The sequence below is a fragment of the Acrocarpospora macrocephala genome (assembly GCF_009687865.1).
GTDB lineage: Bacteria > Actinomycetota > Actinomycetes > Streptosporangiales > Streptosporangiaceae > Acrocarpospora > Acrocarpospora macrocephala.
In genome coordinates this window covers 67,451-88,606 of record NZ_BLAE01000032.1, presented here as the reverse complement: position 1 = coordinate 88,606, position 21,156 = coordinate 67,451, and the positions used below count along the sequence as shown (strand labels likewise).

Annotated in this window: 17 protein-coding genes; 12 read left to right on the top strand and 5 right to left on the bottom strand. The window is 67.6% G+C overall.

All coding sequences use genetic code 11. The features are described from left to right. The first annotated feature begins 100 nt into the window (after positions 1-100). From metX to Amac_RS26420, 3 genes are read left to right on the top strand one after another with little or no spacing between them, the layout of a single operon-like run. Positions 101-1,312, top strand: coding sequence for a homoserine O-acetyltransferase MetX (metX, locus tag Amac_RS26430; RefSeq protein ID WP_155357103.1), 1,212 nt, complete (start codon positions 101-103; stop codon positions 1,310-1,312). A gap of 19 nt (positions 1,313-1,331) precedes the next feature. After that, positions 1,332-2,657: an O-acetylhomoserine aminocarboxypropyltransferase/cysteine synthase family protein gene (locus Amac_RS26425; protein ID WP_155357102.1), complete on the top strand. Its 1,326-nt coding sequence runs from the start codon at positions 1,332-1,334 to the stop codon at positions 2,655-2,657. Next, complete coding sequence (locus Amac_RS26420) at positions 2,654-3,136, top strand: CoA-binding protein (protein WP_155357101.1); 483 nt, start codon at positions 2,654-2,656, stop codon at positions 3,134-3,136. The genes Amac_RS26425 and Amac_RS26420 overlap by 4 nt, the downstream gene beginning before the upstream one ends. A gap of 40 nt (positions 3,137-3,176) precedes the next feature. Here Amac_RS26420 and Amac_RS26415 read toward each other — a convergent pair whose 3' ends face one another. Next, positions 3,177-4,430 (bottom strand): SGNH/GDSL hydrolase family protein, encoded by a 1,254-nt coding sequence (locus Amac_RS26415; RefSeq protein WP_155357100.1) that lies wholly within the window; start codon positions 4,428-4,430, stop codon positions 3,177-3,179. A 593-nt stretch (positions 4,431-5,023) separates the two neighbouring features. Between Amac_RS26415 and Amac_RS26410 the strand changes: the two genes are divergently transcribed. After that, positions 5,024-5,953 (top strand): hypothetical protein, encoded by a 930-nt coding sequence (locus tag Amac_RS26410; protein WP_155357099.1) that lies wholly within the window; start codon positions 5,024-5,026, stop codon positions 5,951-5,953. Positions 5,954-6,551: 598 nt separating this feature from the next. Here Amac_RS26410 and Amac_RS26405 read toward each other — a convergent pair. Together Amac_RS26405 and Amac_RS26400 are read right to left on the bottom strand one after the other, a co-directional pair. Further along, complete coding sequence (locus Amac_RS26405; protein WP_155357098.1) at positions 6,552-6,920, bottom strand: hypothetical protein; 369 nt, start codon at positions 6,918-6,920, stop codon at positions 6,552-6,554. A gap of 69 nt (positions 6,921-6,989) precedes the next feature. Next, entirely contained in the window at positions 6,990-7,469 is a 480-nt protein-coding gene (locus Amac_RS26400; protein WP_170322652.1) for a peptidoglycan-binding domain-containing protein, read from the bottom strand. Between the two features lie 222 nt (positions 7,470-7,691). On the opposite strand from Amac_RS26400, the gene Amac_RS26395 reads away from it, so the two are divergent. Continuing rightward, positions 7,692-11,375: an nSTAND1 domain-containing NTPase gene (locus Amac_RS26395; protein ID WP_155357096.1), complete on the top strand. Its 3,684-nt coding sequence runs from the start codon at positions 7,692-7,694 to the stop codon at positions 11,373-11,375. A 90-nt stretch (positions 11,376-11,465) separates the two neighbouring features. Here the strand turns inward: Amac_RS26395 and Amac_RS26390 are convergent, their stop codons facing one another. Further along, a complete protein-coding gene (locus tag Amac_RS26390; RefSeq protein ID WP_155357095.1) occupies positions 11,466-12,491 on the bottom strand; it encodes a LacI family DNA-binding transcriptional regulator in 1,026 nt (341 codons plus the stop codon). Positions 12,492-12,658: 167 nt separating this feature from the next. Here Amac_RS26390 and Amac_RS26385 point away from each other — a divergent pair, with 167 nt between their 5' ends. The 6 genes from Amac_RS26385 (at position 12,659) to Amac_RS26360 (ending at position 19,090) form a co-directional block, all read left to right on the top strand. Further along, the gene (locus Amac_RS26385; protein ID WP_155357094.1) at positions 12,659-13,891 is read left to right on the top strand and encodes a Gfo/Idh/MocA family protein; all 1,233 of its coding nucleotides are present in this window, start codon (positions 12,659-12,661) and stop codon (positions 13,889-13,891) included. Further along, the gene (locus Amac_RS26380; protein WP_155357093.1) at positions 13,891-14,883 is read left to right on the top strand and encodes a sugar phosphate isomerase/epimerase family protein; all 993 of its coding nucleotides are present in this window, start codon (positions 13,891-13,893) and stop codon (positions 14,881-14,883) included. Before Amac_RS26385 ends, Amac_RS26380 begins: the two co-directional genes overlap by 1 nt. A gap of 179 nt (positions 14,884-15,062) precedes the next feature. Beyond that, on the top strand, positions 15,063-16,151 hold the full coding sequence (locus tag Amac_RS26375) for a sugar ABC transporter substrate-binding protein (protein ID WP_155357092.1): 1,089 nt from the start codon (positions 15,063-15,065) through the stop codon (positions 16,149-16,151). A gap of 177 nt (positions 16,152-16,328) precedes the next feature. Continuing rightward, on the top strand, positions 16,329-17,309 hold the full coding sequence (locus Amac_RS26370) for an ABC transporter permease (protein ID WP_170322651.1): 981 nt from the start codon (positions 16,329-16,331) through the stop codon (positions 17,307-17,309). Continuing rightward, positions 17,306-18,118 carry an ATP-binding cassette domain-containing protein gene (locus Amac_RS26365; protein WP_155357090.1) on the top strand — a complete coding sequence of 271 codons (813 nt, stop codon included), beginning with the start codon at positions 17,306-17,308 and terminating at the stop codon, positions 18,116-18,118. The genes Amac_RS26370 and Amac_RS26365 overlap by 4 nt, the downstream gene beginning before the upstream one ends. A gap of 105 nt (positions 18,119-18,223) precedes the next feature. Then, positions 18,224-19,090, top strand: a complete 867-nt coding sequence (locus tag Amac_RS26360) for a sugar phosphate isomerase/epimerase family protein (protein WP_155357089.1) — start codon at positions 18,224-18,226, stop codon at positions 19,088-19,090. 71 nt (positions 19,091-19,161) lie between these two features. Here Amac_RS26360 and Amac_RS26355 read toward each other — a convergent pair whose 3' ends face one another. Beyond that, positions 19,162-20,067, bottom strand: a complete 906-nt coding sequence (locus Amac_RS26355) for a glycoside hydrolase family protein (protein WP_155357088.1) — start codon at positions 20,065-20,067, stop codon at positions 19,162-19,164. An 84-nt stretch (positions 20,068-20,151) separates the two neighbouring features. Between Amac_RS26355 and Amac_RS26350 the strand changes: the two genes are divergently transcribed. Beyond that, positions 20,152-21,108: a helix-turn-helix domain-containing protein gene (locus tag Amac_RS26350; RefSeq protein WP_425544305.1), complete on the top strand. Its 957-nt coding sequence runs from the start codon at positions 20,152-20,154 to the stop codon at positions 21,106-21,108. Positions 21,109-21,156 lie beyond the last annotated feature (48 nt).

Below are 21,156 nucleotides of genomic sequence, written 5' to 3'. Positions count from 1 at the left end.
CCATCCCGTTCCATCCGGGGTCAGGGCTTCTCTGCATTCCCCATCGGAATACTTGACAATATCGTCGCCATGAGGGCTATGGCTAGGTATGCTTCCCCCCATGGTGCCGGCTTCGACGTTCCCCGCCGGCTCGGTCGGCAGCGTTGAAACGCGGTACCTCGACCTGCCGGAACCAGTGCGGCTGGACTGCGGGCAGGCACTGCACCCGATCCGGGTGGCGTACGAGACCTACGGCACCCTCTCCCCCGCGCGTGACAACGTCATCCTGGTGTGCCATGCGCTCAGCGGCGACGCCCACGCGGCCGGCTTCGCGAAGACGCCGCCTCAGGCCAGCACTCGCGACGGGTTCGGGGCGGCGGACCGCGACGGCGCAGCCGGCAGCGGGCTCGGCTGGTGGGACGGGATGATCGGCCCCGGCAAGGCGTTCGACACCGACCGCTACTTCGTCGTCTCCACGAACCTGCTCGGCGGCTGTAGCGGGACGACGGGGCCGTCGTCGATCGACCCGGCGACCGGCAGGCCGTACGGATCCGACTTCCCCGTCATCACGGTCGCGGACATGGTACGCACCGAGCGGGCGTTCCTGGACGTCCTGGGTATCGAGCGGCTCGCGGCGGTGGCCGGTGGCTCGCTCGGCGGGATGCAGGCGTTGCAGTGGGCGATCCTGTTCCCTGATCAGGTCGATGCCATCGTGGCGATCGCCAGCACGCACGCCCTGCACCCGCAGGGCGTGGCCTGGAACGCGATCGCGCGTAACGCCATCATGGGCGATCCCGCCTGGCAGGGCGGCCACTACTACGGCACCGGCCGCGCACCCGACGCCGGCATGGGCGTGGCGCGGATGGTGGGCCACGTCACGTACCTGTCCGCACCGGCGCTGAGCGACAGGTTCGGCCGGCGGCTGCAGTTCGCCGACGACATCCGCCACACGATCACCGAACCGGAGTTCGAGGTCGAAAGCTACCTGCGCCACCAGGCCGACTCGTTCGTCAAGCGCTTCGACGCCAACACCTATCTCTTCACGTCACGGGCGCTGACCTATTTCGATCTCGCGCGGCAGCACGGCGGCGGATCACTCGCGCGGGCCCTCGAACACGTCTCGGCGCGGACGCTGCTGATCGCGTTCAGCTCCGACTGGCTGTACCCGCCGTCCGCGTCGAGGGAGATCGAAGACGCACTTCGCGCTCTCGGCAAGCCGGTCGAGTTCCAGCTGATCGAGGCGCCGTACGGGCACGACTGCTTCCTGCTCGAGGAAGCGCGTCAGACGCCCATTATCCGCCGCTTTCTGGCCGAGGGCAGGGCCGGCGAGTGACGTCGAGGAAGAGGTTTTGGTGACCGACAAGTTCCCCCGCGCCGAAGAAGCCCGCGCGTTCGGATTCGAGACACGGCAGCTGCATGCCGGGCAACGGCCCGACCCGAACACGGGCGCACGTGCGGTGCCGATCTTCCAGACGACCAGCTACGTGTTCGAAGACCCGGAATCGGCGGCGGCGTACTTCAACCTGCAGGAGTACGGGAACACGTACTCGCGCATCATGAACCCGACCGTCGCGGTGTTCGAGGAGCGCGTGGCGAACCTCGAGGGCGGCTGCGGCGCGGTGGCGTTCGCCAGCGGGATCGCCGCGCAGGCGGCCGCGCTCTTCACGCTGCTGCAGCCGGGCGACCACGTCGTCTCGTCCTCGGCGCTGTACGGCGGGACGGTGAACCAGCTCAAGCACCTGCTGCGCAAGATGAGCGTCGAACTGACGTGGGTCGATCCCGACGATCCGGACGCATGGCGGAAAGCCGTCCGCCCGAACACGAAGGCCTTCTTCGGTGAGACGATCGGCAACCCTGCCGGGAACGTGCTGGACATCGAGACCGTGGCGGCCATCGCGCACGAGCACGAGCTGCCGCTGATCGTGGACAACACGTTCGCGACGCCGTACCTGTGCCGCCCGATCGAATGGGGCGCCGACATCGTGATCCACTCGGCGACCAAGTTCATCGGCGGCCACGGCACGAGCATCGGCGGGGTCGTCGTCGAGGCCGGCACGTTCAACTGGTCCAACGGGCGGTTCCCCGTGGTCGCGGATCCGTCGCCGGCCTACCACGGGCTGCAGTTCCACGAGACGTTCGGGACCTACGGCTATCTGATGAAGCTGCGCGCCGAGACCCTGCGCGATCTCGGCGCGGCGCTCGCGCCGCTCAACGCGTTCTTGTTCCTGCAAGGGCTCGAGACGCTGTCGCTGCGGATGGAACGCCACGTCGAGAACGCCCGGGCGGTCGCGGCGTTCGTCGAGTCGCACGAGCTGGCGGCGAATGTCACCTACCCCGGCCTGCCGTCGAGCGGATACCGGCCACTCGTGGAGAAGTATCTGCCGCTTGGTGCCGGCGCGGTGTTCTCGTTCGACTGCGCCGGTGGCCGAGCCGGCGGGCAGGACCTCATCCGCGGCGTGACGCTCTGGTCCCACCTGGCGAACGTCGGCGACGCGAAGAGCCTGATCATCCACCCCGCCAGCACGACGCACCGCCAGCTGAACGACGACGAACTCCGGGCCGCCGGCATCGCGCCGGGGACAGTACGGCTGTCGGTGGGCACCGAGTCCGTCGATGATCTGATCTGGGACCTGGAGCAGGGTTTCGCCCACGTGGGGAAAGAGGTGGCGAGCGGATGACCGATCTCGGGCACTACCAGGACCCGTTGACGATCCAACGCGTGCTCCACAGCGCGAGGACTATCGCGATCGTGGGCCTGTCGAACAACGAGTTGCGAGCCAGCTACTTCGTCGGCTACTACCTCAAGCGGCACGGCTACCGCGTGATCCCCGTGAATCCCCGCGAGAAGCAGATCCTCGGAGAGACGTGCTACGCGAGCCTGCTGGACGTACCCGTGCCAGTGGACCTCGTGAACGTCTTCCGCGCGCCGGACGCGCTGCCGGGGATCGCGCGGGAGACCGTGGCGATCCACGCCGGTGCCCTCTGGTGCCAGTTCGGCGTGATCAACGAGGAGGGCGCGCGGATCGCGGCGGACGGCGGCGCGACGGTCATCATGGACCGCTGCCTCAAGGTCGAACACGCGCGCTACGTGGGCCGGATGCACTGGCTCGGCTTCAACACCCAGCGCATCACGTCCGTCCGCGCCGGACTCCAGTAGCTGACACGCTCGACCTCGATGACCCGACGCCGCCTGGGCGTCAGGAGAAGGTGAGCGTGCCGTTCGCGTTACGGGCGCACGTGACGATCGTGCGGGGCGCGGCGGTGAGGGCGCCGGTCAGGCACTGGCCGAGGACGGTGTGGCCCGCGGCGTTGGGGTGCCACGACTCCTGGCAGGTCTGGAAGTAGGTGACGCAGGTGTTCGCCAGCCGCTGGATGCCGATCTTTTCCCAGCCGGACAGGCTGGTGATGAACGTGCCGGACGGCCCGTCCTGCACCCGGACCGGCGTGGCGAGTACGCCTGTCGGGCTGCCGGGGTTCTCGCAGAGCCGGGCCCCGTCGAAGGCCTTCTGGACGTCCAGCACGCGCAGGTCGGCCGCCGGACGCTCGGCCGCCAGCGTGGTGTAGGCGTTCTCGACCAGGGAGCCGAGGTTCTGGGAGAACATGTGCCCGGGGGCGAGGCTCGCGCGGTGGATCGGGCAGCCGGCGGCGTACCGCTCGGCGCCGAGAGCGCGGAACTTGTCTCGGGTGTCGGTACGGCCGTCCTCGTCCCGGTACTGCGGGGCGACGTCGAGCGGCAGCGGGTTGGTGTAGGTCTGCAGGACTACAAGGTGGGCGCCGTCGGCGTCGATCTGGGCGAGGGTGTCGAGGATCTGGCGCAGCGCGGCGGTGGTCTCGGTGGTGGCGGCGGCGACCTCGGCGTCGGTGGCCAGGTCCGAGACGGTGCAGGGCTCCTGCGGCACCTCGCCGTTCAGGTAGGCCCAGAACTCCCACCAGCCCGTCCAGGCGTCGGCGATGAAGCGGTTGGCGCACAGCGTGGCCACGTCGCCGAAGGTGAACTGGGTGTTGTTGGAGCCGAGGCCGATGAGGACGACGTCGATGTCGTGGGTCTGGGCGACGGCGCGTAGCTGGTCGAGTTGCGAGGCGACGGAGCGACCATTGGCGCGGGCGCTGGAGGGGTTGGCGATGTCGGCGGGCTGGCCGCCGGAGCACGCGAGGTTGAAGCGGTCCTGGATGCCCGGGAGTGACGCCTTGAATAACGAGGCGTTCGCCGACCGGTGGCAGAAATAGGCGTTACTGTTGGCCGCCGACCAGCCGGGGAAGGCCTGTGCCGTCCCGGAGGCGTCAACGACAGGCTGGTAGTCCCCCGCGCCCTCCCCGCTGATGAAGCTGTCGCCGAGCGCGACGGCCGCAGTAGGCAGGGCCGCTTGGGCCGCTCCGCCCTGGACGACTTGGATGCCGACCGCGCCCAGCAGAAGCGCGGCCATCGCGGCCGCACGGCGGAGAACCCTCACAACTCCTCATTTCCTACTAAACAAGTATGAAATAACGAATGCCTGGATCACAACATGCCGCGCCGATGGCGTCAAGATCTCCACAAGGCCCAGCCGCTTCACCTAAGAGATCGCGTATCGCCCTGATCGTCAAGCATGCGTTTGCTCGCCCAGACCGAGCATTCGGCGAACCATGTCTGGGACTACGTCTTGGTCGCGCCTCGCACGGCATGCCGACGCATCACCGTCCCGCGGAAGCTGCCTGTGATCCCTGGCTCGGCGCATGCGGACACCCGATCATGCCTGCGACCTGCACGGATGAACTAACAGCACCGGCGCCGTCCAGATGCGTTGCCGACCGCGAGTGACTGGGTGGCCGTCCACGGCTTGTCGGCAATCTCGGTCGTCTGTCGTCACGAAGTCCGCTTCAAAGCAAACTCAGGACTTACTCGCCTAGTTCGTTCACGGAATTTCGCGCCCGGCCTTGACAATCTTCACCACATTCAGATGACAAGCCGGTTATTACCAGATGAAGCCTGATGGCAGCACCTTCCCGAGGTCAGGAGTCGCGATTAGCGTTCCGCCGGAACCCCCCCCAGCCACAGGAGGAAGACATGGCACGACGCTGGATCGCGGGACTGGTCACAACGGCGTTATTGTTATCGGCGACGCCGATGCCCGCACATGCTGCGGCGAGTGATGCGGACCTCGCCTATCGGTGGGCGCCGATCCACTATCAGGACAGTGCGTCTTCCAAGTACATCGCCGATTATCTGGCGTCCGTCGATTACGACGGTGACTGGAACACGCGCAACAACTGGGACAACCTTGACGCGAACGCCGCACGCCTGGTGGGCACGGTCTACTACTCGGTGGTGGAGACCGGCACGCACTGGTTCATCATCTACGGCTACTTCCATGCCCGGGACTGGAAGCTGCTCGGTTCGCACGAGAACGACATGGAAGGCCTACTGCTCACGGTGTACAAGGATGGCAGCGCATACGGCACGCTCCAGGCCATGGTCACCCTGTCCCACGACAACTTCTACTCCTACACGCCGGCGGGCAGCCCGTTCACCAACGGACGCGAGAACATCGACGCCACGCTGATCACGCAGCCCTGGGACGGCGAGCAGCACCCGACGAGCTTCCAGGAGACCAAGGGACACGGCTGCAAGGCATGGAACGGCGGCAGCTTCCCCGGAGGCGACGGCATCGTCTACTTCCCCAGCCGCGGCGGCGGTGAGGTGCCCTCCGGCGGCAACGACCGGTCAGTCGCCTACCAACTGGTCGACATCTTCGGCCCCGGCGGCCTATGGGAGCGCCGCAACGACCCGCAGCCGTACGCCTCCTGGGGGACCTTCGCCGGCGACAACGGCACGGACAACGCCGCACACGCACCGTGGGCCTGGGACGACTTCAACGACGGCAGCGACCTGCAGCCCGGCGTCATCGCCACGGATCCCGCCTACCTGACCGCGATGTACTTCGGCAACCTGGGCACCTTCAGCCTCGACTACACCCGCAATACTTATCGACAGTGAATCCGGCCGTTTAGCGATTGCCCGGCCAAGGTGCGCCGTCGTCGGCCATGCAACCTCTCACCGCGGGCCGGATCGGATCACCCGGACGATCAGTCCTATCTGGATGACGAGTATCACCAGTGCGACCAGTCCCGATGTTGCGAGCACTTCTTCCTCCGAAAGCCCGCCACCACATTCCGTTATATTGCCACCCTCATATAGGGAGACGCAGTCGTGTCCTAGGATCATGCCAACAATGAACCAGTTGGCGAGTAGAAGGGGGACGGCGCCCAGGACAAGAGCCAGCCTGATGTAATTCCTGCCGCCTGCCGGGCCCGTCTTCGCCTGAGCATGTTCGATATCCGATTCGCGACTCACCCGAACACTTAAGCATCGGCAGGTGATTACGACAAGGTCGGTACTGTCGGCGGATCGAGTCCACGCGCCGAGCGCGATCGTCAACAAGTGCGCCATCTTGTGTGGCGCCGTACCCGATCCGGCCCTGGCGCCGATCGGTTTCGATGGCGGCCAGGGCCGGCTTTGTGCGGTGTGGGGCACCTGCGTTGGAGGGCCGGAGGACGTACTCAAGCCCCGGCTATCTCAAACGGGCGCGTTGGTGTCAGGTGTAATTGCGGATGCGGACGTAACCGGGGACGCCGCTGTAGTTGGCGGCGGATAGGACGTAGGTTTCGCCGTAGAGGCCGTAGATGGTGACCCAGCTGCCTTGGCCGTTGCCGCTGTAGACGATTGCGTTGTTGTGGCCGGGATCCTTGTCTCGGACGACGAGGATGTGGCCGGCGGCACCGTATACCTGGACCCAGTGCTGGGAGTTGTGGGCCTCTACGCCGTCGGCGGGGGTAGTGCATGTGGTGGAGCCGGCGCCGAGGTAGCAGGTGTCCTCGTCGTACGCTTCGGCGTGTGCGTGCCCTGGCAGGAGAAGGGTGAGGGCTGCTACGGCGATTGCTGACTTGAATAGCGTTCTGGCCATTCGCATGGAAGCTCCTGGTGATGTGGGATTTGCTTTCTTAATGAGCCCGCCGGTTTCCGGGAAGGCTGATCAGGGGGAAACGATGGAGGGATAGGGGACGGTGGCCGGCATGATGCAGTAGCCCTCGACGCTGGGGTGGTGCATTCGGGAGCGGGTCTGCGGGCCGGCGTAGCCGTCCACCTGGACGGCCGGGTCATTCAGATGCCGCTGCACGGCCTTTATGGCGGCGTAGGTCTGCGGGCCGTACTCGCCGTCCACGGTGAGGTGGTTCGTCACGCGCGGGGTTCCCTGGTCCCAGCGGTTCGGGCCGTAGCAGACGTTGATGTTGTGTTGGAGCTGGCTGATCGCCTCGCGCTGGCCGGTGGTGCCGTGCTCGTTGATCCGCATGTCGCAGTTGGTCGAGTTGTCGTTGTAGGTCGGATAGACAATGACCGTTTCGGCGTCGTAGCCGCCCTGCACCAGGCTGACCGAATTGCAGTAAACCCAGGCGGCGGCGGGCGAGCTGATCGCTAATGCCCCTGCCAGCGCCAACAACAGCGTGACCAGCACGCTGATGCCCCGTTTTCTCGATTTTCGCATTGTTACCTTCCGTTGGCCGCGAATACCTGACCCCGCGCGGCAATCACCCCGGTCCCCCGTTGGATCGCCCCCGCGATAAGGGCCAGTCAAGGAGACCTGTTGCGTGGCTGACCAGGGTTGTCGAAAATGTCCGCACAAGGTCGCACAGGTCGTTCACGCTGCCTTTCGAGGCGGAGAACACTGGGGGCAGCGGTGGCGGACGCGTTGGACCAGGACAGGCAACGTCCGGATCCCGATCGGGTCGTCACCCGGGAGGATCTGGCTCGTGAACTGACATTGCTGCGCAACTCGGCCAGGAAAACAATCCGGGAGCTCGGGAAGGCCGTCGGCGTGCCGTACGGGACGCTCGGGGGGTGGTTCCGGGGGGCCAATCTGCCGCTCGCTTCGCAGGCGTCCCAGTTCGAGAAGGTCCTTGTCACCTGTGGGGTGACGGATGCAGAGGGCCTCGACCGCTGGGTGCAGGCGCTGCTGCGGGTACGGCGGCTGCCGGGTCGCCGACCGGCCGATCAGATGGCGCCCTATCGCGGACTGGAATCCTTCCAGCCGGAGCATGCCGAGTGGTTCTTCGGGCGGGATGATCTCACCCGGCGCCTGCTGGACCGGGTGGACGCCGGACTGACCATGGTGGTGGGCCCGTCGGGATCCGGGAAGTCGTCGGTGCTGCGCGCGGGGTTGATCGCGGCGCTGCCGGAATGGGTGCTGGTGACTCCCGGGGCGTACCCGCTTCAGGCGTTATCCGGCCTGATGGGCGAACCAGGGCTGACGGTGATCGTCGATCAGTTCGAGGAGATCTTCACCGGCACGACGGAGGACGCCCATGAGTTCGTCGACGCGCTGTGCGGGCTCGCGGAGACGATGCCGGTGGTGGTGGGGATGCGGGCGGATTTTTACGCGCATGCCCTGCGGTATCCGAAGCTCGCGGAGGCCTTGCAGCACAACCAGATCGTCGTCGGACCCATGGGCGAGGCCGAGCTGCGGCAGGCCATCGAGGGGCCGGCCCGCCGCGCACGGCTCGACGTGGACGGCGGCCTGGTCGAACTGATCATCCGGGAGATCTCTCCGCACGAGGCGGGCGCGCTTCCACTGCTCTCCCACACCCTCCTGTGTACGTGGGAGAACTCCCACGGCCGGACGATGACCGTCGATCACTACCGGGCCAGCGGAGGCCTGCAGGGAGCGGTGGCGCACACCGCCGAGTCGGTCTACTCCGAACTCACCGAGGCCCAGCGGGACCTGGCCAGGCGGCTCTTCCTGCGGCTGACTCACATCGGGACAGACATCGCCGACACCCGCCGCAGGGTCGAGCGCAGCGAACTGGCCGACGAGTTCGGGCCCGTGCTCGACCGGTTCGTCGAGCGACGGCTGCTCACCGTGGACGCCACGACGGTCCAGATCAGCCACGAGGCGCTCCTGCTCGCCTGGCCCCGGCTGCGCTCCTGGATCGACGCGGACCGGGTCGGGCTGCGCGTTCACCGGCAGCTCACTCAGGCGGCGCAGTCGTGGCAGGCGGGCGAGCGCGACCCGGGTGGCCTCTATCGAGGGGGGCGGCTGGAGGCGGCGCGTGAATGGGCCAGGGAACCGGCTCACCAGGCCGAGCTCAACCCGCTGGAACTGGAGTTCCTGGACACGAGCGAGCAGCAGCACCGTCAGCGTACCCGCCGCCTCTACCGGCTGCTGGCGGCGTTCGCGGCGCTGACGGTCCTCGCCGGAGGGCTGGCCGCCTACTCGCAACTGCAGCGGGCGGAGGCCGACCGGGCGCGCGATGTCGCGATCTCCCAGAACGTCGCGATGACGGCCAGCCGGCTGCGCGACACCGATCCCGCGCTGGCGGCCCAGCTCGCCCTGGCCGCCTATCGGATCTCGCCGACCATCGAGGCCCGTTCCGGGATCATGGAGCTCACCAGCTCGATCGAGGTCACCCGGGTGGTCCGTCCCACGCGCGTGCTGCAGGCCGTGACGGTGTCCCCGTCCGGGCGGCTGCTGGCCGCCGCCGGCGCCGCCGAAGCCGACAGCACCATCCTGCTGTGGGACCTGACGAATCCGCGGCGTCCGGTCAGGATCGGCGCGCCGATGATCGGGCATTCGAGTGCCGTCTACGCCGTGGCCTTCAGCCCCGACGGGCGCGTCCTCGCCACCGGCGGCGAGGACCGATCCGTACGCCTCTGGGATCTTTCCGACCCCGCCCACCCCGTACCGCTGGGCGCGCCGCTGACCGGCCCCGCCGAGACCGTGTACGCGCTGGACTTCAGCCCCGACGGGCGGATGCTCGCCATCGGCAGCGGGGAGGGCGCGCTCCACCTGTGGGACCTGCGCTCCACCACGATGCGGGGCCCGTTCACCGGCCCGGACGGAGCGGTGAACGCGCTCGCGTTCCGCCCGGACGGGCAGGTGCTCGCGGCGGGCAACGGCACGGAGACCGCCGGATCGCTGCAACTGTGGGACGTCGGCGATCCGGCTCGGGCCCGCCCCGCCGGGCCCGCCCTGGCCCTCCCGAGCCGGGTCAACGCCGTCGCCTACCACTCCAAACTGGTCGCCGTGGGTGGCAACGACGGCGCCGTCCGGCTGTGGGACACCACGGACCCGGCCGAGCCCCAGCCCGTCGGCAAGCCGCTGGTCGCCACGGTCAGCGTGTGGATCAACGTGCTCGGCTTCAGCTCCGACGGCCGTCTGCTCGGCGTGGGCAGCGCGGACAACACGGCCCGGATCTGGGACGTGGCCACGGCCCAGGTGGTGACCTCGCTGCCGCATCCGGAGCCCGTCACGGCCGTCGCGTTCCGCGACCGCTTCGTGGCGACCAACGGCGCGGACGGCGTCGCCCGGCTGTGGCACGTCCCCGAGCCGGTGATCGCCCGTACGGATCATCCGATCGACAACGTCGTCTTCCGCCGAGGAGAGCACGTCCTGGCCGCCGCAGGCGGGGACATCCGGCTGTGGAACGTCCGCGACCGCCGTCCCACTCCGGTCAGCCCGGTCCTCACCGCCCCCGCGCCGTACGACCGCATCGGCGGCACGGTGGCCGTGAGCCCCGACGGGCGCACGCTGGCAGGCGGGACGCGGCTGGGCAACGCCGTGGTGCTGTGGGACATCGGCGACCCGCGCCATCCCGTCCGCCGCGGTTCCCTGACCGGCCCCGCGGCCCTCGTCGAGAGCGTCACGTTCAGCCCCGACGGGAGGCTCTTGGCGGCCGGAAGCCGGGATGGCTCCGTACATATCTGGGATGCCCGTACGACACAGCCGATCGGCAAAGTGAGCCCCGAAGCGGGCAACGTCTTCGTCGTGGCGTTCAGCCCCGATGGCCGCACCCTCGCCGCCGCCACGCAAGGCGGCACCGTGGCGTTCTGGGACATCGCGGACCCGCTTCGCCCAGCGTCGCTCGGCAAGCTCGTCACGTCGCCGGGAGACGATGTGCGCTCCCTGGCCTTCAACCAGCGGGGAACCGTCCTCGCCACGGGAAACGCGTCCGGGACGGTCCGGCTGTGGGACATGACCGAACCCCGCGAACCGCGTCTCCTGGGCGAGCCCTTGACCGGACCCGGCGGGAGAATCTTCGCCCTCGCCTTCGATCCCACGGACACGACCCTCGCGGTGGGAACCGGAGCCGGACAGCTCTGGCTGTGGAACGTCGCCGATCCCGAGAGCCCGGAGACCGACGTCATCATCAACAGCGCCGGGGAGAGCTACACGGAATTGGCCTTCAGCTTCGACGGGACCGTCCTCGCCAGCGCGGGCCGGGACGTGCGCCTGTGGGACGTGGATCCGGCACGCGTCTCATCACGTATCTGCACCGAAACAGGCGATCTGATCACGGAGGCCGAGTGGCGGCAACATGTCCGCGGCGTCCCATTCCGGCCGCCCTGCGGATCAGGGCGTGCGTGATCAGCGGTGCTGGCGGTGGACCGTTCAGGGTGACGGTCTCGATGACGCCGGTGTCGGCGCGCCTCGTCGGCCGGTGTAGCCCTGCCCTGATCATGGCGACGGCACCTTGGCCGTGCTCCTGCGTACGACGAGGTGTGGTTCGAGCACGAATTCCTGATCCTGAGTCCGGTCCCCGTCCAGGCGTTCGATTGCTGCGGCGACAGCGAGCCGGGCCTGTTCCTTCGGTGCCTGGCTGACGGTGGTGAGGTTCATGCGGTGCAGTTGGGCCAAGAGGCTGTTGTCATAGCCTGTGACGGATACCCGTTTCGGTACGTTGATCCGGGCACGGTCGAAGTGGTCGAGCACACCGACGGCGCAACGGTCGTTGTAGGCGACAACGGCCGTCACGCCGCCCGACAGGTCGAGTGTTTCGGCGGCGAGGATGCCGTCGCGTTCGGTTTCCCCGCCGGGCAGGATCGCCGGAGAAAGCCCGTGGCGGCGTATAGCCGACACGTAGGCGTGTCGCCGCTCGGCGGATACGAAGCCGTCTCCCCCATCGACATGCGTGATGCGTCGATGGCCAAGCTCAACGAGATGATCCACGAGGAGGGCCATGCCCACGTCTTCGGCGGTCCGGACGACATCGAATCCGGGCATATCGATGGAGCGGCCGATAGAGACGACGGGGACTCCAGCGGTTAGCTCAGCCAGTTCCTTGGCCGGCAACACCGATCCAAGGAGGAACAGGGCCTCGCAGCGGAAGTCGAGCAGGGTCTCGATCGCTTGCCGTTCGTCGTGCGACGGCGTCACAGCACCAAGTCCGAGTTCGTAGCCACGCTGGTCGGCGATTCGCTGGATCTCTTCGACCAGCTCCGCGTGGAAGGGGTTGCTCGGCGTCACGGTGATGCCCAGCATGCGGGAGCGGCGACGGGCCAGAAGGCTGGCGGTGCGATCGGTTCGGTAGCCGAGCCGGTCGGCGATGGCCAGCACCCGGGCGGTGGTCTCCGCGCTCGGGCCGGGATTGCCGTTTAGGATCAACGACACCAGCCCTTTGGAGACACCCGCTTCGGCGGCTATGTCACGGATCGTGGGGCGCCGGCGCGTGCCGCGCTCCGGTGGCTGCTCCTTGCTAGTCAACCCCGCTCCAGCTCAGTAACAGATGCGAAACACGCCGTTGACACCAACGGCGTCGTGACGCATGCTACATCCCATTATTAAACCGGTTTAACTCGGTTGATTCTGAGATGAATTGTCCGGTTTTAGCGGTTTCTCCGTTCTCTTTGACGTCGCTGAAGGAGTGCTGGATGAACAGTGGTCGCCTGGGGGTCGCCGTGATCGGCGCCGGCATGGCGGGTCGGTCCCACGCGGCCGGGTACCGCTCCGCCACGACCTGTTACGACGCCGGACTACCCCAGATCGACCTCGTCGCGATCGCGGACGTGAACCAGACCTTCGCCGAGCAGACGGCGCGAAGGTTCGGCTACGCGCGGACCGAATCCTCCTGGGAGGCTATCGCGGAGGCCCCGGACGTAGACGTGGTCAGCGTCGTCGTAGCCAACCAACTTCACCGGGAGGTGGTCCTGGGACTGCTGTCCGCCGGGAAACACGTCCTGTGCGAGAAACCGTTGGCACCCACGATCACCGACGCCAAGGCCATGGTGGCCGCGGCTGCGGCCGCGCCGCACCTGCACACGGGGGTCGGTTTCACGTACCGGCGCTCACCGGCGCTCGCCGCGATCAAGCAGCGCGTCGACCGTGGGGAAATGGGCAGAATCCTGCACTTCAACGGCCATTATTGGTGCGACTACGCCTGTGATCCAAACGGGCCGATGAGCTGGCGCTACAAGGGTGGCCCCGGATCCGGTGCTCTGGCTGACATCGGAAGCCACCTTGTGGATCTGGCTGAGTTCTTGGGCGGCCCGATCGAATCCGTGCGCGGCGCGGTTCTGTCCACCTTCATCACGGAGCGGGCACGCCCGGTCGGCGCTGCCGTGGGCCACGGGGCTGCCGAACTGAGTGACGTCATGGAGCCAGTGGAGAACGAGGACCTCGTGACCTTCTCGGCCTGTTTTGCCTCCGGGGCCACCGCCACGATCTCGGCCTCCCGGGTTGCGGTCGGCATGGCCAACGCCCTAGGGCTCGAACTGTTCGCCGAGCACGCCGCCGCAACCTTCGACCTTGATCGGGCGGGTGAGTTCTCCTACTTCGACCGGGCGGTGACCGATGAGACCGCTGGGTACCGCACGGTGCCGGTCGGACCGAGGCACCCTTACGTGACCGGTGGGTTCCCGATGGACTTTCCCGGAGTCGGTTACGGACAGAACGACCTGTTCGTCTTCCAGGCGCGGGCATTCCTGGAGCAAGTGGCAGGCCTTGACCGGCTGCCTCGGGTTCCTTCGTTCGAGCACGGCCTGCGCAATCTCCGAATTCTGGCGGCGAGCGCGGAGTCCGCGAGGTCCGGTGGCGCCGAAGTCAACGTCGGCGGCCAACCACATCCACCAAACCCTGCGGCTGCATCTGTGGTGAGGAGATCCTGATGAAGATCGGTGCGTACACCGCGTGCCTTCACGACAAACCATTGCCTGAGGCCCTGTCCATCCTCGCCGCGTTCGGACTGGAGAGCGCGGAGATCAACTCCGGTGGGTTCATTCCCGAGCCGCATCTGCCGATACGCGACATCCTCGCCAGTGAGCAGGCGAGGCAGGACTACCTGGGAATCTTCGCCGACCACGGGATCACTCTCACCGCGCTGAACTGCAACGGAAACCCGTTGCACCCCAATGCGATCGTGCGAGACAAGCACTCGGCCGATCTCATCCGCTCGATCGAGGTGGCGGCGCTGCTGGGTGTCACGCGTGTGGTGGCCATGTCCGGCACCCCCGCCGCCAGCGCCACGGGCACCAACCCCGCGTGGAACGTGTTGCCGTGGGACAGCGCGTATCTCGACGTACGGGACTACCAGTGGAACGAGGTGGCGATTCCGTTCTGGAGAAACGTCCAGGAGCGCGCGGCCCACTTCGACGTCAAGATCGCCATCGAGATGCACCCGCACAATGTCGTGTACAACCCGGCCACGTTGCTGCGGCTGGTCGAGTCGATCAACGCCACCCACGTGGGCGCCGAACTCGATCCGTCCCATCTGTTCTGGCAGGGGATCGACCCGATCGAGGCTGTCGGCCACCTGGGCGGTCTGATCTACAACGCCGCGGCCAAGGACACCAGGATCAATGCCGCCGCCCGCATCAATGGTGTGCTGGACGACCGGTTCGACCGCGTCCGGCCCGACGCGCCTGGAGCGGTCAGCCTGGGCGGCCCCTACATCCTCAGCCGCTGGCCCACCGACTCCTCCTGGGATTTCGTCGCCGTGGGTCGTGGTCACGACGTCACCTGGTGGCGAGGCTTCCTGCAGGTCCTAGAGCAGGTGGACCCCGGCATGGCGGTGAACATCGAGCACGAGGATCAGGAGCTCGGGCAGCTGGAAGGCTTGGGTTCGGCCGCCAAGACCCTACTCGAGGCTGCCGGGCGCTAAGGCGCGGGAGCCTGACGCGGCCGGTCGCGGTCCAAGACTCGATATCCGGCCACAGCGAAAAGGTCTCGACACCCGAGTGAGGCCGATTCCCCTTCCTCGCCACACAGGCGAAACACCATCGCCCAGAGCGGCCCGCGGCGCAGCGGCTCAGATACCCGCCCTCAGAAGGAGCACCCCCTATGGAACGCAAGCAGATTCGGCGGCGCCTGGCACGGCGCCGCCTGAGCAGTGTCACGTTGCCCGCTCTGGCCCTTCTCGCCTCGGCAGGGCTGGCCCTCAGCGCCTGCACCAGCGGCGCGACGTCGAACGGTGGCTCGAGTGGCACGACCGGGGCCGCGCCGTCGGCCCCCGGGGCCAGCACGGCCGGCGGTACGATCTCGATCTTCGTGATCGGCGGCAAGTCCGATGACCCGTTCTGGTCGAAGGTCAAGCGCGGCGTGGACGACGCCGCCAAGGTGGTCCAGGCCAACGGCGGCAAGGTGACCTGGCTCGGCCCGCAGAACTACGACAACCTCGGCCCAGACGCCGCGAAACTGATCCTCACCGCGAAGAGCCAGGGTGCCACGGCGGTGATCGGAGCCGACTGGGTGCCGGACGCGCAGGACGAGGCCTTCAAGTCGGTGAGCGACAGCGGCGTGCCTGTCTTCCTGTACAACTCGGGCGGCGCCGACGCCGCGAAGACGGTCGGGGCGCTCACCTATACCGGCTCGGACGAGCTCCTGGCCGGCAAGGTCGGCGGGCAGTTCTTCGCCCAGAAGGGGGTCAAGAACGTCTTGTGCGTCAACACGCTGCCCGGCGCCGTGAACACCGAAGCCCGCTGCGAGGGCATCTCCCAGGGCATCTCCGTGAGCGGCAAGTCCACGCAGCTTCCGCTGCCCTCCTCCAGCTTCGGCAACCCGACCGCCATCACCCAGGCGATCAAGGCCACCCTGCTCAAGGACAGCAGCATCGACGGGATCGTCACCATCAGTACCCAGGACGCTGACAGCGCATCTGCCGCGATCGAGCAGGCCGACGCCGCAAGCCGGGTCAAGCTGGGCACCTTCGACATGGACGACACCCAACTCGAGCGGATCAAGGCGGGCACGCAGCTGTTCTGCATCGACCAGCAGCCGTACATGCAGGGCTACCTGGCGGTGTCACAGGCGTTCGCATACAACGCCTACGGGCTCTTGCTGCCGCAGAGCCCGCTTCTCACCGGTCCGGCTGTGATCAACGCCGGCAACGTCGACCAGGCCCTCGCGGGCGCGAAGGCCGGAGTCCGCTGAACGCCATGAGGGTGGCGGGCCCGCGAACTCCAGGCCTGCCACCCGCCGCGCGCCGGATCGGCTCGGCCATCGACCTCAGTGAAAGTGGTAGGAGTGATGACTGTCCAGAGTCCTGACACCGCACCTGTCGCAGCCGCGTCAACGCCCGGCTCGTCATCAGAGCGCTCGCTGCGCGACATGACCCGCCGCCCGGAGGTGGGAGCCCTCATCGGGACCCTGGGGGTCTTCGTCTTCTTCGCCATCTTCGGCGGCGCTGAGTTCCTCTCCTCCGCCGGTGCCGCCAGCTGGCTGAACGTGGCCGCGGAACTGGGCATCATCGCGGTCCCCGTCGGCCTTCTCATGATCGCCGGTGAGCTCGATCTGTCCGTCGGCTCGGTGCTGGCGGCCAGCTCCATGACGCTGGCCATCGTGTCCGGGCACTGGGGCGGCCCGATGATCCTCGGCATCCTCCTGGCCTTGACCATCGGCGTGGCCACCGGGCTGGTCAACGGACTGATCGTGACGCGGACCAACGTTCCGTCATTCGTGGTCACTCTGGCTACCCTGGCCGCGCTGGCGGGTCTGACCCTGGGGCTGTCACGCGTCATCACCGGTACCACCAGCGTGGGCCTCAAGCCCGATCCGACGTCGAAGGCGCTGTTCGGCACGCTGATCAGCGGCCAGTTCGAGGTAGCGATCCTCTGGTGGATCGCCGTGGCCGGCTGCGTCGCCTGGATGCTGCAGGAAACGCGCTACGGAAACTGGATCTTCGCCGTGGGCGGTGACAAGGAGAGCGCGAGGGCCACCGGAATTCCGACCAACAAGGTCAAGATCGCCCTGTACGTGGGCAGCGGCTTCGGCGCGGCGCTGGTAGGGGTCATCCAGACGATCCTGTACAACGGCGCCCAGGTCGCCAACGGCCAGTCCTTTGTCTTCAACTCCATCATCGCCGTGGTCATCGGCGGCGTCCTGCTCACCGGCGGCTACGGATCTGTGATCGGGGTCATCCTGGGCACCCTGACCTTCGCAATCGTCAACCAGGGCATCTACTACACCGGCTGGAACTCCGACTGGGCCAGCCTGATCCTGGGCATCCTGCTCCTGGTCGCCGTCCTGATGAACAACACCTTCCGCAGGCTCGCGCTGTCCTCCGGGCCTCGGTCACAGAGGAAGGCATGACCGTGGGCGCACCCTTGCTGAGGCTCACCAACGTCTCCAAGACCTACGTGGGCACCAATGCGCTGCTCAACATCTCACTCGACGTCGAGGCCGGGAAGGTGCTCTGCCTGCTCGGCGACAACGGTGCCGGAAAGTCCACCCTCATCAAGATCCTCTCCGGCGTCCATGCCCCCACCGCGGGGACCATTGAAGTCAACGGCGAGCCCGTCAGGTTCAGCAGCCCCCGTGACGCATCCGCCTACGGCATCGCGACCGTGCACCAGTTCGGCGGCACTTTTCCGCTCATGAGTGTCGGCCGGTCGTTCTTCGTCGGCGCCGAACCGACGAAACGATGGGGGCCCCTGCGCCGCTTCGACAAGAAGCTCGCCAGTGAAATCGCCATTCGTGAAATGCAGTCACTGGGCATCACCGGCGTCACCGACGGCCGGCGACTGGTAGGCAGCCTCTCCGGCGGCGAGCGCCAAGCCCTGGCCATCGCACGAGGGGTGTACTTCGGCGCCAGCGTTCTCATCCTCGACGAGCCGACCGCCGCACTCGGCGTCAAGGAGGCCACCCATGTTCTACGGATCATCATGCAAGCTCGGCAGAAGGGCATCGCGGTGGTCTTCGTCACCCACAACGTCCTGCACGCGATCTCCGTCGGCGACCACTTCGCGGTCCTGATCCGCGGCGAGAAGGCCGATGACTTCCGCAAGGGCGAACGGACCCGAGAGCAGGTCACCGACCTCATGGCCGGTGGCGAAGCCATGGCAGCGCTTGAAGCCGAGCTCGCCGAGATGCAGGCGCAGGCTCACCATGACACCACCTAGTCCAGGGGCGGCGAGCGTCGGCCGCTTCGGCGTGGTCGTGCTCAGCCTGCTCCGCGTGCCCAACACATCCTGGCCACTGTCCCATCTCGCACTAGGGAGTCGTCGATGAAGATCGCGCTGGATCCGTACATGCTCCGCCGTACGCCGCTGACCGAGTTGCCTGCGCGGGTCGCCGAACTGGGGTACGAGCACATCGAGCTGTCTCCCCGCGAGGATTTTTTACCGTTCTTCACCCATCCGCGCGCTGACCGGCACACCGTGGCGTCGTTCAAGCAGGCGCTGCAGGCGGCCGGGGTCTCGATCTCGTCGGTGTTGCCGTTATACCGCTGGTCCGGGCCGGACGAGGACGAGCGCGCCGCCGCGGTGCGGTACTGGAAGCGGGCCATCGAAATAACCGTCGACCTCGGGTGCGACGCGATGAACTCCGAGTTCAACGGTCGGCCCGAACAGGCCAGCCGGAGCGAGGGCATGTTCTGGCGGTCGATGGAGGAGCTGCTGCCGGTGTTCGAGCGTGAAGGCGTGCGGCTGCGCCTGGAGCCGCACCCAGACGACTTCATCGAGGACGGGATCACCGCGGTCGACATGGTCCGCGGCATCAACAGCTCGTTGGTGTCGTTTCTCTACTGCGCCCCGCACACATTCCACCAGGGCGGCAACATGGCCGAGATCATGGAGTACGCCGGGCCGCTGCTGACCCACCTGCACGTCGCCGACTCCTTCGATCACCGGGCCTCGTCGGGCCTGCGGTACATCATCAACCCGCCCGGCTCGCCCGCCCGTATCCACCAGCACCTGGACATCGGTCAGGGTGAGGTGGACTGGCCCACGTTCTTCGGCACGCTGGACCGGCTCGGGTTCGACGGGATCATGACCGCCTGCGTGTTCGCCTGGGAGGACCGCGCCGCCGACTCCTGCCGGTTCATGCGCAAGGAGATGGAGCGCTACGTCAACACCTGGGCGCCACGACCGTGATGCACGAGCAGGGACGCGAGGGCTATCTCAGCATCGCCGCCGTGCCACAGATGTGCCAGTCACAGCGAGAGTCACGGGGAGTCGAGGGCGTGCCCGGGTGGGATCAGTTCGGTTCGTAGTTCGTGGCTTTCGTCGGGTAGGCGTGCCTCGTAGTAGATCCGGTAGCCGTCGGCGGGCAGGGGGAGGATGTCGAGGTAGCGGACGTCCACGACCGGGGAGTCGTCGAGCTGGACCAGCAGTGGTGTGGTGCTGTTGCCAGAGGCTGGAGTGGCCAGGCCGGTTCGCTCGAACCAGTTCTCCTCCTGGGAGGCTCGTCCGTCGTAGCAGGCGCGGCCGTCAGGCAGGATGCTGGACAGGCGTGCGCCGCGTGCGTCCCAGGTGCCGGGGCGACCGGTCAGCACGGTGCCGTGCCACTTCCATGTCAGCCCGTCGTCGCTCGTGGCGTATGCCGTGCTCATACGGTCTTCCTCGCCTGGCTTGTCCAGCGGGTGGCAGCAGATCCACGCCTGCCAGCGTCGGCCGTCGTACCGGATCACCGGATCTTTGACTGCGGTTGTACGCTCGTCGCCCTCGAACACCCGGCGCATCTCCGCGTCGGCCAGTCCTTCTGGCTCGGACGCCTCGAGAACGCCGATCCACCAGTGCAGGCTGTTGGGGGTCGCGCAGCTGACATAGAGCCGCCAATGGCCGGAGTCGGTGCGTACCAGAGCAGGACGCTCGACCATCGCGGCGCCGAGGCGGTCCCTGGTCACCACGCCGATCGTGGCAAGTCGCTCCCCGTCGGCGGAGCGCGCGATGACGTTGTAGTCCCCGTCGATACTGCTGCGGACGCGGTACGCCAGGACGATGGACCCGTCCACGTCGAGGGCAGCGCTCGGTGCGCCCGCCCACTGGTGGGGCCCCGGACCGGGTGCCGGGACGACGACTGCCGCGCGGCCGGTTCCAGGGAGGGGGAAATCGTATTTGTCCGCTGCCACGATCTGAGCTTGGCGGGTCGGGGCATCGACCAGTAGTGGCAGGACTGACAGGGTGCGGGAAGTTTCTGCCACAATCGCGGTGTGATACGCGACGTGGTCGCCCTGGTCGGCGACAGCGCCGCACCATTCGAGCTGGGTGTGGTGTGTCAGGTGTTCGGGCTCGATCGGTCCGACGACCGGCTGCCGGTCTACGACTTCGCGGTGTGCGCGCCAAGGCCGGGAGCCGTGGAGACCACGGCGGGCTTCGCGATCCAGGTCGACCACGGGCTGGATCGGATGGCGTCCGCCGACCTGGTGACCATTCCGGCCTGGCCGGACCTGGACCGGTCAGTGCCGTCAGCGATCGTCGAGGCGCTGCGAAGCGCCGTCGCTCGCGGCGCCCAGGTGCTCTCCGTGTGCACCGGCGCGTTCCCCCTGGCCGTGGCTGGCCTGCTGGATGGTCGGCGAGCCGCGACCCACTGGCAGTTCGCCGACCGGCTGGCCGAGCGGTATCCCGAGATCCGGGTCGACCGCGACGTCCTGTACGTCGAGGACGGTCCGATCCTCACCAGCGCCGGAGCCGCGGCCGGAATCGACGCCTGCCTCCATGTGGTGCGCCGCGAGCACGGCGCCGCCACAGCCAACGCACTGGCCCGCCGCATGGTTGTTCCAGCTCACCGGTCCGGCGGGCAGGCACAGTTCATCGAACTGCCCGTCCCCGCGGCCGCCACCGGCTACGAGTTGTCCGGCCTGATCGACTGGATGCGGGCGCACCTGGACCGGCCGTTGACCGTGGAGACGCTGGCCGCCCGGGCGCTCACATCACCGCGCACGTTCGCCAGGCGGTTCAAGGCGGCCACCGGCACCACGCCGCTCCGCTGGCTCCTCGACCAGCGGCTGCAACGTGCCGAGGAACTCCTGGAAAGTACGGACCTACCCATGGACGCGGTGGCCGCGCGAGCCGGCTTCGGCAGCGCCGACGCCCTGCGCCACCACTTCACCGCGCGCCGCGGCGTGACCCCTGGGACACATCGACGCACCTTCCGATCCGAACAGAACTAGCCCCAGACGGCCGCTACCGCGCAGTTGACCGCCAAAAGGGGCACCTCC

Bases quoted from the DNA above. Each gene is read 5' to 3' on its own strand.
- Amac_RS26360 (WP_155357089.1), top strand. From the start codon at position 18,224: ATGAAGATCGCGCTGGATCCGTACATGCTCCGCCGTACGCCGCTGACC.
- Amac_RS26385 (WP_155357094.1), top strand. From the start codon at position 12,659: ATGAACAGTGGTCGCCTGGGGGTCGCCGTGATCGGCGCCGGCATGGCG.
- Amac_RS26375 (WP_155357092.1), top strand. From the start codon at position 15,063: ATGGAACGCAAGCAGATTCGGCGGCGCCTGGCACGGCGCCGCCTGAGC.
- Amac_RS26420 (WP_155357101.1), top strand. From the start codon at position 2,654: ATGACCGATCTCGGGCACTACCAGGACCCGTTGACGATCCAACGCGTG.
- Amac_RS26405 (WP_155357098.1), bottom strand. From the start codon at position 6,920: ATGGCCAGAACGCTATTCAAGTCAGCAATCGCCGTAGCAGCCCTCACC.
- Amac_RS26410 (WP_155357099.1), top strand. From the start codon at position 5,024: ATGGCACGACGCTGGATCGCGGGACTGGTCACAACGGCGTTATTGTTA.
- Amac_RS26365 (WP_155357090.1), top strand. From the start codon at position 17,306: ATGACCGTGGGCGCACCCTTGCTGAGGCTCACCAACGTCTCCAAGACC.
- Amac_RS26380 (WP_155357093.1), top strand. From the start codon at position 13,891: ATGAAGATCGGTGCGTACACCGCGTGCCTTCACGACAAACCATTGCCT.
- metX (WP_155357103.1), top strand. From the start codon at position 101: ATGGTGCCGGCTTCGACGTTCCCCGCCGGCTCGGTCGGCAGCGTTGAA.
- Amac_RS26370 (WP_170322651.1), top strand. From the start codon at position 16,329: ATGACCCGCCGCCCGGAGGTGGGAGCCCTCATCGGGACCCTGGGGGTC.